The organism is uncultured Aquimarina sp., assembly GCF_947492965.1.
GTDB lineage: Bacteria > Bacteroidota > Bacteroidia > Flavobacteriales > Flavobacteriaceae > Aquimarina.
The window spans coordinates 361,690-375,779 of sequence record NZ_CANLOZ010000002.1 but is presented as its reverse complement, the minus strand read 5'-3'; the positions used below and the strand labels follow the sequence as shown (position 1 = coordinate 375,779).

Annotated in this window: 10 protein-coding genes; 3 read left to right on the top strand and 7 right to left on the bottom strand. The window is 34.0% G+C overall.

Going from position 1 to position 14,090, the window contains the following annotated elements:
* Positions 1-32: 32 nt before the first annotated feature.
* Positions 33-752 (top strand): arylesterase, encoded by a 720-nt coding sequence (locus Q1B37_RS05960; RefSeq protein WP_299896638.1) that lies wholly within the window; start codon positions 33-35, stop codon positions 750-752.
* 120 nt (positions 753-872) lie between these two features.
* On the opposite strand, the gene Q1B37_RS05955 is transcribed toward Q1B37_RS05960, so the two are convergent.
* The 5 genes from Q1B37_RS05955 to Q1B37_RS05935 form a co-directional block, all read right to left on the bottom strand.
* Positions 873-1,742 carry a dienelactone hydrolase family protein gene (locus tag Q1B37_RS05955; protein WP_299896635.1) on the bottom strand — a complete coding sequence of 290 codons (870 nt, stop codon included), beginning with the start codon at positions 1,740-1,742 and terminating at the stop codon, positions 873-875.
* Between the two features lie 210 nt (positions 1,743-1,952).
* Entirely contained in the window at positions 1,953-3,581 is a 1,629-nt protein-coding gene (locus tag Q1B37_RS05950) for a lytic polysaccharide monooxygenase (protein ID WP_299896632.1), read from the bottom strand.
* A gap of 335 nt (positions 3,582-3,916) precedes the next feature.
* Complete coding sequence (locus Q1B37_RS05945) at positions 3,917-7,150, bottom strand: glycosyl hydrolase (RefSeq protein WP_299896630.1); 3,234 nt, start codon at positions 7,148-7,150, stop codon at positions 3,917-3,919.
* A gap of 148 nt (positions 7,151-7,298) precedes the next feature.
* A complete protein-coding gene (ggt, locus tag Q1B37_RS05940; protein ID WP_299896628.1) occupies positions 7,299-8,996 on the bottom strand; it encodes a gamma-glutamyltransferase in 1,698 nt (565 codons plus the stop codon).
* A gap of 186 nt (positions 8,997-9,182) precedes the next feature.
* Positions 9,183-10,085: an AraC family transcriptional regulator gene (locus Q1B37_RS05935; protein WP_299601456.1), complete on the bottom strand. Its 903-nt coding sequence runs from the start codon at positions 10,083-10,085 to the stop codon at positions 9,183-9,185.
* A gap of 187 nt (positions 10,086-10,272) precedes the next feature.
* On the opposite strand from Q1B37_RS05935, the gene Q1B37_RS05930 reads away from it, so the two are divergent.
* Positions 10,273-11,796 (top strand): aldehyde dehydrogenase family protein, encoded by a 1,524-nt coding sequence (locus Q1B37_RS05930; protein WP_299896626.1) that lies wholly within the window; start codon positions 10,273-10,275, stop codon positions 11,794-11,796.
* 1 nt (position 11,797) lies between these two features.
* Positions 11,798-12,160, top strand: a complete 363-nt coding sequence (locus Q1B37_RS05925; protein ID WP_299896623.1) for a DUF779 domain-containing protein — start codon at positions 11,798-11,800, stop codon at positions 12,158-12,160.
* Between the two features lie 32 nt (positions 12,161-12,192).
* Here Q1B37_RS05925 and Q1B37_RS05920 read toward each other — a convergent pair whose 3' ends face one another.
* Both Q1B37_RS05920 and Q1B37_RS05915 read right to left on the bottom strand, forming a co-directional pair.
* Positions 12,193-12,891, bottom strand: a complete 699-nt coding sequence (locus tag Q1B37_RS05920) for a LytTR family DNA-binding domain-containing protein (protein WP_299896621.1) — start codon at positions 12,889-12,891, stop codon at positions 12,193-12,195.
* A 2-nt stretch (positions 12,892-12,893) separates the two neighbouring features.
* The gene (locus Q1B37_RS05915; RefSeq protein WP_299896619.1) at positions 12,894-13,889 is read right to left on the bottom strand and encodes a histidine kinase; all 996 of its coding nucleotides are present in this window, start codon (positions 13,887-13,889) and stop codon (positions 12,894-12,896) included.
* Between the last annotated feature and the right edge of the window lie 201 nt (positions 13,890-14,090).

The window sequence follows — 14,090 nt, the reverse complement described above, 5'->3', positions numbered from 1 at the left end:
TTTTAGAAATGATAAACACGAAAAATAAGCAAATGATTTTAGATTTATTCGCCGACTATAAGTCGATTTCCTTAAAGTTTTGTTATTTTTTAGCAATAAGTATTTTCCTTTCTTGCGGGAAAGATACTTCTAAAACCAAACCTACAGAAACATTCAAAAGTAGTGAAAATACAAGTACAGAAAATCCAATAACATCTTCCAAAACTATTCTATGTTTTGGAGATAGTTTGACTGCTGGATATGGTTTGGATGATATCAACGAGGCTTATCCAGCGTTGCTACAAGACAAAATTGATTCTTTGGGATTAAATTATACCGTAATTAATTCGGGATTAAGTGGCGAAACTAGTGCTGGAGGTAAAAGCCGTATTGATTGGGTTCTAAAACAGCCTGTAGATATATTTCTTTTAGAATTAGGTGCTAATGATGGATTACGTGGTGTACCTTTATCAGAAACCAAAACAAATCTCCAAGCAATTATTGACGCAGTAAGAAAGAAAAATCCAGAAACTAAGATCATATTAGCAGGAATGCAACTCCCTCCTAATATGGGACCAGAATACACCACAGAGTTTAAAACGATATTTCCCGAATTAGCAGAGAAGAATAATCTATCGCTTATTCCTTTCCTTCTAAAGGATGTTGGTGGTATAGCAGCGTTAAATCAAGCGGATGGTATTCACCCAACCACTGAAGGACAAAAGATCCTTGCGGATAATGTGTGGGAAGTTTTAGAAAAAGTAATTAAATAATTCTCTAGTTATTTTCAAATTTAAGGAATGGACCTAATACCATTTTAAATAAAACAAGCTGATGAAAATATATTATTAAAGTACTTTCATCAGCATATTTTTAGAATGGTTTATTCCTAATTATTCAAACGTTTCAGCCAATAATTCTTGTAAACTATTCCAAGATTTTTCATCTGCTTCTGCATCATATGCTAGTGCTAAATTGAATTTTTCTGCATTTGCATCGGCTGCTTTAGACGTAAAACTATGTTTTACACCAGGATATGAGATATATTCATACGTAGCTCCAATAGAATCCATCGCAGTTTTAAAAACAGTTACTGTTTCTTCTTTTATAAAAGGGTCATCAGCTCCATTACACACTAGTACTCGTGCTTTTAATTTATCGTTAGGCATTATAGAAAGACTTACACCACTATGAAATGCTGCTACGGCATCTAAGTCAGCTCCACTATTAGCCATCGCTAATGCAACACTACCACCAAAGCAATATCCAATAGCAGCAATCTTTTCACCATCTACAGATTCATGTTTTTTTAATAATTCTATAGCTGCATTGAAACGAGCTTCTGCTTCTGGTAAATTCTTCATCACGCTACCAGCAAATTTCATAGCATCGTCAGGATGTTCGGCTAGTTTTCCATCACCATACATATCTACAGCAAGAGCAGTATACCCTAGACTGGCTAACATATCAGCACGTTCTCTAACATACTCGTTATGCCCCCACCATTCATGAATTACTAATATCCCAGGTCGCTTTTCTTTATTGTTTTCATCAAAAGCGATATACCCTTTTAAACTTGTAGAGTCAGAAGCATACGTTACCTCTTCTCCTTTTACTTGTATTGTTTTATAATTTGATTCTTTAGTTTCCTCTGTAACAGACTCTTCTGAAGTTTCTGTTTTAGAGGTATCTTTTTGTTTACAGGAAATTAGACAAACAAAAGATAAGCATACAGTTAATGTTAGAATAGTAAAACGTTTCATAGATGAGTTTTATTTAGTTTATTAAATATACTAATTATAGTACGTTAGACTTAGTTAAAACTAACACAATTCCAAAGCTATTGATAAACATATTCTTAAATAAAGGCTTGGATACAACAAGTTGAAAGCAATAGTTTAATTACCTCGGAGTAATAAAAAAAGCTGCATAAATAAATGCAGCTTTTTATCACTATTTGTTCTAATAAGAATCTATTGTTGTAAAATCATTCGTTTTGTCTGAACTCCCTTATCTGTTTGTAATTTGTAAAGATATACACCGTTGCTCATTCCTTCTAAATTAATTTGGAATTCATATTTTCCTGGAGTTTTAGTAGTTTCATTAATTGATTTTACTAACTGTCCACTTAGTGTATACACCTTTAAACTTACAGATGATTGTTCTTGTAATATGTATTGAATATTAGTAATACCCGCAAATGGATTAGGATAATTATTTAATAGTACTGCACCAGTATCAAACTCATCCACTGATAATACCGAAGCACAAGAAGGTGCAGTATCGGTAGTACTAAAATATATAGTAAAGTCACCAGATTTCGAAACCATCACAAAATTATCACCATCTGTAGTTACATAATAATCTCCATCAAAGCCTTGAATTCCTGTACCACTTAACGTTGCTTCTGGAGCATCTTGTTTAAATGTTTGTGTTAAATTATCTCGTAAATCCGTCCAAACACTAACTGCACCAAGGGATTGAATAGAAAACTGATATAGTCCATCATTTGTAAGATTCCAGTTAATATCAAACTTATGATTACTTAAATCTGGTCCATTTTCACCTAAAACGAAAATATCTCTATAAGAACCGATCAAAGTCGGTAAAGCTTCAGCATTTGGAGTATCAAAAGGACAAATAACACCTACACAATCTGGATCTTCTATTAAATCAATAGTCTGAGTATTACCACTACTGAAAGATCCATCACTTACGGTAAGTGTAACATCGGCACTCGTTAAACCACTGTAAGTATGTGATACCTCAACACCTTGTGCAGTTGTCCCATCTCCAAAATCCCATGTGTAGGTTAATGCATCACCATTAGGATCATAAGAATCAGCTGCGCTAAAATTAACTTCAGATCCACCACAACGACCATTATCACTTGTAAAAATAGCCACTGGAGGAGTTGGTTCATTAGTAGCACCAAAATCGATGTCACTAGTAGAATAGAATGCTTCTGGTGTAAGAGATCGCTGCCAGATACTATATAAAACGTGTTTCCCCGTTCGTGCAGGTAAAACAACATCGATGTTATCTGTTTCTGATGCTGGTCTTGGTCCAGTTTCTACTAAAAGCTCTAAACTATCCCAAGTTAATGGCATATTAGGATTCCAATCACTTTTAGTAATATAAACTCTATAATATAATGTTTCATGCGGAGCAGTATTGGTCCAGGTAACGGTTAATGGCCCTGGAGTAACAGGAGTTGCTACCCAATCATCACGTACTTGATCTAAGCCTCCATATTTATCTGGACGTCCTGCACTGGCTAAATTACCATCCATAATAATATCCATGTGCATACCGCCTGCATCCATCCTTGCTACTTCATTCCAGTCATATAATGCTTGCGTTCCCCATCCAATAACAGCATCCTGACAAGCTGGGGAATCGGGACTTTCGGGGTTTTCTTGAAAACAAGTATAAACTCTACTTGGAGGATACGTTACGGTACCATGAGTGAGTACAGATTGGAAAGGGACAAAAAAAGTTGCAATAAGTAACATACTTTGCCAAGGTATTGGTTTTAAGAATTTTTGTAGGTTCTTTTCGAACTTTCGTAAATAACGATTGGAGTTGTTAAGATTATTCATTTTGTAGTATATGTTAGTTCTTAAGTAATTGATTTGGTGATAATTTAAAATTGGGTAACCAAGATTAAACCTCAATTTTAACAATATTTTTATAGTTAATAAAGTTTTAAAGTTGAATTAAAAAAACAATAGCATTTCCTGTTAACAAATTGTTAATGGTATTACAAAATCGAATACTACAAAGTCTATAATTACCTCAAAATATCTCCTTTACCAAAATCTACTTTAAACAAAAAGCAACTCTACAATTAAACGAGAGTTGCTTTTTATTTAGGATTTTCTTTAGTAGCTACGAGACTAAGTTTTCCCTATACTTTCAATACTTTTTGGTCATACTAATTATCAATTAATCCTTGACCTTCGATCCAAGGAGCACCAGCTTGTTTTAAACTTTTTTCTATATCTGGAATACTACTATTTAATACTGATTTTAATTTTAATTTGATCTGTTGTAATTGTTTATTCGCACGATTAAAAGCAGCTTTTTGATTACCTGTAGGGCCATAAGTACTAGATAAAGCAGAAAAAGCAATACGATTTGCATCGTTTGGTGTTGGATTAGAGCGTTCTCCTATTTCATTCTTTACAGGATTACCATTTAACTCTTTTTGAATAGCTAATAAGCTTAATCTAACCTTATTGATTTGTTCTAACAAAGCATCGTTGGAAGTATTTGTTTTATTAGCTGCTCGTTTCATAGCCTTTATTTTCCGAAGTTGTGTTGTCATTTCTAGATTGGTTGCTGTTAGATCTTGTTGAAAAGCAAAAACTTGCTCTCTAAATTGATTCATTTCTTCAAATGACTTACGTGGCAATGCTCCTTTATGCATTGGTATCACCTCAAATTCTTTAGGGCCTTGTAATACTGTGGTTACTCCATCTACACGTTTTATCAAGGTTGCTGTATATGTTCCCGGCGTGGCAAAAACACCAATTCTGTTACCAAAACCTCTATTATTACCTCTTTCCTGAAGCCTTTCTCCACGCTTATTAGGGTAATCTAACTTCCAGTTAACACGATTAAATCCTTTTTTATTAGTTCCTTTTACGGTATTGATTAAATTTCCTTCAGCATCCTTAATAAGTAACATAACAGCAGGTCCGTCCTGATTCTTTTCTTTTTCTAAAGTATCCCAACCAGGAAAATCCGTATTCTTCTTCTCTCTTTCTTTTCGAACATCTTTTAAAGACTTGAATTTATCTTTTAGATAATATGTAAAACGTGCTCCAAACGCAGGATTAGGAGCTATATATTCAGAATCTCCTTGACTTCCTACTCTACTTGAAGGCTTATACCATAATGCTTCTTTTATAGGGAATAAAGTAGCTTCAGCAGCGACAACAGAAGGATTGAAATTACGCAACGGTGTTATATCGTCAAGTATAAAGAATCCTCTACCAAAAGAGGCTCCTACAAGATCATTTTCTCTTCTTTGAATAGTAAGATCTCTAAATGATATTGTTGGAACTCCACCTTTTAATTGTATCCAATTTGTTCCGCCATTATAGGTGAAGTAAATACCATACTCAGTAGCAGCGAATAACAAGTTTTTATCAAGATGATCTTGAACTAATCTCCAGATTAGCAAACGATTTGGTAAATCTCCGTTGATTAAATTCCATGTTTTACCTTTGTCAGTACTTTTAAGTATGTATGGTTTATAATCGCCATATTTATGATTGTCCACGGCAGCATACACTACATTAGCATCAAATAAATCCGCTCGAACATCATTTACAAAAGGAATATTACCTAATCCTTTTACTGTATTCAAATTAAATTTTCTCCAAGTCTCTCCTCCATTTTCAGTAATTTGTATCATACCATCATCTGTTCCAGCATAGATTAAGCCTTCTTGTTTCGGTGATTCTGCCAAGGAAGTAATTGTATTGTAATTTGACATTGCAAAAACATCCCACGCGTTATCCCAACTCTGTTGTTTTCCGTAATAAGGTATTGTAATTCGTTCTTGGTTTAGAGTTAAATCTTTAGAAATAGGTGTCCAATCATCTCCTCTATTCTCTGAGCGCCATACACGCTGAGATGCAAAATACAAACGCTTGGGATTATGAGGACTTACTAAAATTGGAGCATCCCAATTAAAACGTTCATAAGGATCTCCTTCAGCAGGTTGCGGTTGAATAAATACAGTTTCTTTGGTGGTTTGATCGATTCGCCAAAGTGCTCCTTGTTGAAATTCTCCATAAGTAATATTAGGATTACCCGGTTCTATAGCAGATTGGTGTCCGTCCGCTCCTAGTGTTTTCCACCAATCAGAATTAGCAATTCCATCAGAACTCATGGTTTGAGAAGGTCCTCCATGTGAGCCATTGTCTTGAGTACCACCATAAATTTTATAAAATGGTTTTGAATCATCAACCGCTAATTTAAAATATTGCGTTATCGGTAGATTTCTAATAAATTTCCAACTTTTAGTAAGATCAAAACTTTCATATAAACCTCCATCTGTACCAAATAACACGTAGTTAGGATCTGATGATTTAAATGCCATTGCATGACTATCTACATGTTTGTTTTTCTCGTTCATGTTATAAAATGTTTTTCCATGATCATCAGAAATCTGAACATAATTACTCATAAGAAATAACTTCCCTTCATGATGTGGTGACGCATATAATTCTTGATAATAATGAGGTCCTGTACCACCTGAAATAGCATCAGACTGCTTTGTCCAAGAAGCACCTCTATTTGTAGACATGAATAAACCACCTGTTCTTCGATCCAACTCTATTGCCGCATAAATTACATCAGGGTTAAATGGAGAAATTGCCAAACCTATTTTACCAAGATTAGAACTAGGAATTCCACTGGTTAGCTTTGTCCAGGTTTCGCCTCCATCTGTACTTTTATGAAGTCCAGAACCAGGACCACCTCCTAAATAACCAGCAACTGTTCGATGACGTTGCCAGGTAGCAGCATATAAAACATCTGGATTTCTTGGATCAATTACTAAATCTGTTGCTCCAACCCACTCGCTATCTCCTAATGTTCTTTTCCAGGAAACTCCACCATCAGTAGACTTATATACTCCACGCTCACCTCCAGCAGTCCATAATGGTCCTTGAGAAACAGCCCATATAATATTCGAGTTTTCTGGATGAATTACAATCTTAGAAAGATGTTCTGATTTTTTTAAACCCATATTTTTCCAAGTAGCTCCATCATCATGACTTACATAAATACCATCACCAAAAGCTACATGGCGTCCTCCTACATTTTCTCCAGTACCTACCCAAATGGTGTGTGGGTTATTAGGATCTATTGTAATAGCTCCAATAGAAAAAGATTTTTGTTTGTCAAAAATTGGTTTCCAAGTAGTACCAGAATTAGTAGTTTTCCAGACACCACCAGATCCAACAGCAATATACCATATATTTTCATTTTTTGGATGAATTGCAATATCAGCGATTCTTCCAGAAGTAAATGCTGGTCCAATATTTCTAAACTGTAATCCGTTAAAAGTTTTGTCATTTAATTGCTGAGCTTGTAATGTAGATAACAATAACATTGCTCCGAGCATAAAGCCCATTTTAAAGATTGAATTCATTTTTTAGAGTTAGTATATTAAGTTGATTTCTATACGTAAATGATGATATTATTATTAAAACATATCTTGTTTATACTTTTTGATTAGTGTGATCTGACTTATGTGTAAACAAGGAATGTTTGTGATAGATATTTATCAATAAAAATGGTTAATATCCTGCTGCTTGACCATCTTTCCGACTTTCCGAAGCACCATGATACACTTTATTTTTGTCGTCCCATAAAATTGCCTGATATCCTCCATAAACACCTCTTGCTGTTCCTATTCTATGTCCTTTATCCATTAGACCTCTAATAGTAGTGTATGGTATTCCTGATTCTGTTCGGATAGTTCCTGTATTTTCTGTAGTTTGCCCCATTGGGCTTGCTCCACCAGTATGATCCCATCTAGGAGCATCACCTGCTTCCTGCAAGTTCATTCCAAAATCTATAAGATTCATTACGATTTGTGTATGCCCCATAGGTTGAAAATCTCCTCCCATTACACCAAAACTCACAAATGGTTTTCCATCTTTTGTTATAAAAGCGGGAATAATAGTATGAAAAGGTCGTTTTCCAGGCTCATACGTATTTGCCTGACCACGTTTCAAACTAAATAACTCACCTCTATCTTGTAACATGAAACCTAATTTCGGAGGAGCCATTCCAGATCCCATCCCTCTGTAGTTACTTTGGATTAAAGAAATCATAGTCCCATCTTTATCTGCAACCGTCATGTAAATTGTTTCTCCTGCCGAAATTTCACCGGCGTTATATTTTCCTGCACGTTTGCCAATCTCCTCTCTTCTTTTGTTGGCATACTCTTCTGATAAAAGTTGCGAAACAGGTACATCATAAAAATCCATATCAGCATAATGTTTCGCACGATCTTCAAAAGCAAGCTTCTTTGCTTCTGTAAATAAATGAAGATGTTCCGTACTTCCGAATTCTATGTTTGAAAAATCAAATCCATTTAAAATCTGTAACATTTGAAGAGCAGCAATACCTTGTCCATTTGGTGGTAGTTCCCAAACATCATAACCTCTATAATTTACAGATACTGGATCTACCCATTGCGATTTGTGATCTGCTAGATCTTTTGCGGATAAAAATCCACCTTGTTCTTTAATGAACTTACCAATAGTTTTTGCAATGTCTCCTTTATAAAAAGCATCTCTACCACCTTCAGCAATTTTTCTATAGGTATTTGCTAAATATGGATTTTTATAAATTTCGCCTTCGTTAGGTAGGCTTCCTCCGTTTTGATTGATATACGTGTCTTTTATATTTGGAAAACCTTTGGATTCAAAGAATGGAATACTTCTCTGCAGATACCAAGCTATCAATTCTGTTAAGGGAAATCCACTTTCTGCATAACTAATTGCAGGTGCCAAAATTTCTGACATTGGTTTAGATCCAAATTTATTATGTAATTCGAACCATCCATCTACCGCACCAGGAACACTTACTGGCAAAGCTCCATGGGATGGAATTTTACTCATCTTTTGTTTCTCAAAATATTCTAAAGTGAGTCCTTTTGGCGATCTTCCACTAGCATTTAATCCATATAGTTTTTTAGTTTTTCCGTCCCAAACAATTGCAAATAAATCACCGCCAATACCACATCCAGTAGGTTCCATTAATCCTAAAGCAGCATTCGCAGCAATAGCTGCATCAATAGCATTACCTCCTTTTTTAAGGATATCTAAACCAATTTGAGTTGCTAATGGATGACTGGTAGCAACCATTCCATTTTGGCCTAATACTTCGGACCGTGTAGCAAAAGGTTCGCCAGTAATTCGGTCTTGAGCAGTGGAAATTTGAGTTATAAAAAAAAGTAAGAGAAGCGTGTAAAGAGCGTTTTTCACAAACATAAATTTTAGTGTTATTCTAAAGAGTAAATAGATGATGATGTGAAAAATACTAAATAAGCGATGATTAAAAGCTCAGTAAGAGAATTTTATGATTTTTTTAAAACACATTATATCTAATAAAGACATGCCAATAGAACATAATGCCTTGTAGACATTAAAACAAAATAAATGCCCATAAACTTATGCAAATCTATTTCTATATTTACTGGGATTGATTCCTTTTATTCTTTTAAACATCCGATTAAAATAAGAACGGTTGGTAAATCCACATGCTAAAAACACTTCTTTTAGATTATACATAGGATTTGCCAGTAACTGTGTGGCTTTTTGAATGCGTTCTTCGTTAATAAAATCTGTTGGTGAGATACCCATTTCTTGTTTAAACACTTTATAGAAGTGACTTTCACTCATACAAGCTTCCTTACTTAGCTCTTTTATAGTTAGAGGATTACAGATGTTATCTCTAATATACTGAATAACATAAGCCAATCTATAATCACTTGCTAATTCTTTCGTTTTTGTTTGAAAGGTCTTACGCGTGTCTACCTGCAATATTCTAATAATCAGTTCTTGAATCATATTGGAAACGAAAGAATCTTTTGCAGGATGATTTTCGGTATACAAATACACTAAACGTTGTAATATCTGATAAATACTTTGATCATTTGTGAAGTGAAAATTATAATCTAATATGTTCCATTCATTTCCATCCGGTCTGGTCATGCATTCATTCATTAAACGAATAACACTCTTTAATCGTTCCTCTCCTATTTCCATAGCTAAGCACCGGGTTGGATTATCTTCCTGAGCTTCTGGAAAGTCAATACTCATCAATTCGTTTGCAGGTAGTATTAAGGATTCACCAGGCAAGAACTCAAAAGAAGGTTTATCTCGTAAATGCATCACCTTCTTTCCTCTAAACATACTTGCCAAAACAGGAGTAGTAAACTGAAGCTGTACCATTTCTGCTCGGGAATGTGTTTCGAAGATATGCATAGCAGAGTCTTCTAAAATATAAGAGGTTTGATTTTCTACCAGATCCACTAGCTTTCTAGATTTATAAAAGGAATCAGACAATTGCATTGCTAAAATTATAGATTTAACAAAATTTTTGTAGTAATTCTAATGATACTATATTAAAGATAATGATTTTCTGATGATAATTTACTTATTCATAGAATTGTTCATATAGTTCATAGAATTGTTCAACTATTTTGACAATGAACAAAGTATCTTGAAAACACATAACAAATAATCTTAATTTATTACTATGGGCACTGTAAGTACTAACGAAAAAATGGCTTTTAAGAAGCCTCAGTTCAAAAACCAATATGACAATTATATTGGAGGTAAATGGACATCTCCTGTTAAAGGTGAATATTTTGAAAACATCTCTCCTGTGGATGGCAATAGTTTTACAAAAGTAGCTAGATCTACAAAAGAAGATATCGATCTTGCCATCGATGCTGCATGGGAGGCCGCTCCTTCATGGAATAACAATTCCGCTACCGAGCGAAGCAATATGCTCCTTAAAATTGCTGATGTAATGGAGCAAAATCTAGAGTTATTAGCAAGAGCAGAAACATGGGATAATGGAAAAGCATTACGAGAAACGATGGCTGCAGATTTACCGCTAGCGGTTGATCACTTTAGATATTTCGCCGGAGTTATTAGAGCAGAAGAAGGATCCGTAAGTGAGTTAGATGCTTCTACAATATCTATGAATGTGAAAGAACCTCTTGGAGTAGTTGGTCAAATAATTCCATGGAATTTTCCACTACTTATGGCTACCTGGAAAGTTGCGCCTGCTTTGGCTGCAGGTAATTGTGTTGTTTTGAAACCAGCAGAGCAAACTCCGGTAGGTATTATGATTTTACTAGAACTTATAGAAGGTATTCTACCTCCTGGAGTTCTTAATGTGGTTAATGGTTTTGGAATAGAAGCTGGTAAGCCTTTAGCCTCAAGTTCGAGAATTAATAAAATCGCTTTTACAGGAGAAACCACAACTGGACAGTTGATCATGCAATATGCGAGTAAAAATATCATTCCTGTAACATTGGAATTGGGTGGTAAAAGTCCAAATATCTTTTTTGAAAGTATCATGGACGCAGATGACGCATTTTTTGATAAATGTTTAGAAGGTGCGGTTATGTTTGCTCTGAATCAAGGAGAAGTATGTACTTGCCCATCGAGAATATTAATTCAGGAAAGTATTTATGATCAGTTTATAGAACGTGTCATTGAACGCGTAGAAGCTATAAAACTAGGACACCCTCTTGATCCTACCACTATGATGGGTGCACAAGCGTCTAATGATCAATATGAAAAAATCTTAAACTATATAAATATTGGTAAAGATGAAGGTTGTGAAATACTAACTGGTGGTGAGGCTGCTTATAATGAAGGTTTAGAAGGTGGTTACTACATTCAACCCACTTTACTAAAAGGAAATAATAAAATGCGCGTATTCCAAGAAGAAATCTTTGGACCAGTTGCATGTGTAACAACTTTTAAAGATGAAGCGGAGGCATTAGAAATTGCTAATGATACCTTGTATGGCCTTGGTGCTGGTGTATGGACCAGAGACACACATCAAGCATATCAGATTTCTAGACAAGTACAAGCGGGACGAATTTGGGTAAATTGTTATCATTTGTATCCAGCGCATGCCCCATTTGGAGGTTATAAAAAGTCTGGAATCGGTAGAGAAACACATAAAATGATGCTTGATCATTATAGACAAACAAAGAATATGCTTATTTCTCATGACAAAAATGCTTTAGGATTTTTCTAATATGGTAGAGCGTGTTTTAATAACAGAAGAAGCGAAGCGGATCATTAACTCTTTGAGAGACGAACATGGTCCGCTCATGTTTCACCAAAGTGGCGGTTGCTGTGATGGCTCCTCTCCTATGTGTTTTCCAAAAGGAGAATTAATGCTGAATAATACGGATGTATATCTTGGAACGATACATAATTGTGAGTTTTATATGTCTAAAGATCAATTTGAGTATTGGAAACATACACAATTAACTGTCGATATTGTAAAAGGAAGAGGATCTAGTTTTTCTTTAGAAATTCCCTTGGGAATCCGATTTGTTATAAAATCAAGAATATTTACTGAAGAGGAAATAGCTATACTAACTCCTGTAAGCTAAAAGTTTAGAATATATATATCCAAAGGTAGTTCTTATAAAATATTTTTTATAAAATTCTCTTTATAAGCTCTACCTAACGGTATGATGCTATGATTTGATAAAAAGATTTGATTTCCAGATACCTTTTCAATTTTAGAAGTATTGATAATGTAAGATTTATGAACTCTTATAAATTTAGTATTTGGTAACAGTTCTTCCCAGTGCTTTAATGTTTCTGAAGAAACGTGTTTTTTATTGATTGTATGTAATTCTGTATAATCTGCATCTGATATAATATGTGTAATTTCATCAATCAATATCCGTACGTAATCGAATCCTATTTTAACATATAATTCTTGAGCATCCGCAGTTTCAGAATTTTGATTATTCAAAACTGTATCATCATAGTTAGATTTTACCTTAGCTACTGCTTTAACAAACCGTTGGAATGAAAATGGTTTTAATAAATAATCAACTACATCGAACTCATAACTTTCCAAGGCATAATCAGGAAAAGCTGTAGTTAATATAACTTGTGGAGGATTGACTTGGGTTTTAAGAAAATCTATTCCAGAGATTTTTGGTAAATGTATATCTAAAAATATAAGATCAATTTTTTGAGGCTTCATAAGAATCATAGCTTCTATTGCATCCGTAAATGCACCTACTAATTTTAGAGTGCCAATATCTTCAATGTATTTTTTAAGGATACGTTGCGCTGGTAATTGATCTTCTATGATAATACAATTCATTGTTATTTAGCGTTTTTTAGATCAATAGTTAATTCAACTTTATACTTTTCTTGATTGGAATTTATCACCAACGTATGAAGTTTTGGATACATAATCACAAGTCTTTTTTTAACATTCTCTAAACCAATACCGCTATCCAAATTATTTGTATTACTGTCGGATTTAAAAGTATTCGCACAGGTAAAATGAAGTACTCCTTTTTCTGTTATATTTAGGGTGATATCTATTTCAATACCCTCCGTTTGACTGGAACTACCATGTTTAAATGCATTTTCAACAAAAACTACCAATATCAATGGAGCAATTCTGAAATTTGAATGCGCTATTTCTTTTGTAAAGCTAACACTTCCTCGTCCTTCAATTTGTAATCGTCCAAGATTAATAAAGTTTTCTAATTGCTCTATTTCTTTTGAGAGCGAAACATATTCAGACTTACATTCATATAACATATATCGTAATACACCCGATAATTCCAAGATAATTTCTGGTGTTCTTGGTGACTTCTCAATAGCATAGGAATATAAATTATTCAAATTATTGAACAGAAAATGAGGGTTGATCTGAGATTTCAAAAATTGCAACTCACTTTCTTTAACAGAATCTCTTAGTTCTTTTACCTCTTTCTGTTTAATAAGCGCATCCCATCCAAATTTAAATCCTGCTAAAATAGATAAGGTTGGTAGTGTGCCCATAAGATTGAAAACGATCCCCAAAAATCTAGTTCCTCGCGTATCTGGAAAATATATTTTTTCCAAAATCTCTTCTTCTACAAAAATAACGCTAGCTACTACTAAAGAAACATAGAAAGCAAATTTTAAATAAGCTCTTGGGTATAAGAACTTCGGAAGTAATATATAGTTTATAATCAAACCAGCAATCACAAAATTTAGAAAAAAGACATACTGATAAAATTGAATTTCTGGATTACGACGATCGAAAGAATAAAAAGTAAATACGACAACGTGTAGTATGAGCTGAAACCAAACTTCTTTATTCAAAAATATACATTTCATATTGTCATTGATAATCCAACAAATATAACCTTTTGTATCTCTAACATAAGACCAACTACTATAACCCACTTAAAGTATACTACAAACAACAATTCCTAACAGATAAATGAATATCATGTCGTTTGCAGGCTTATAACAGTTGTTTATCCAAATTGATTTTTATAAGTTTTCACTTCTCCCTTTCTT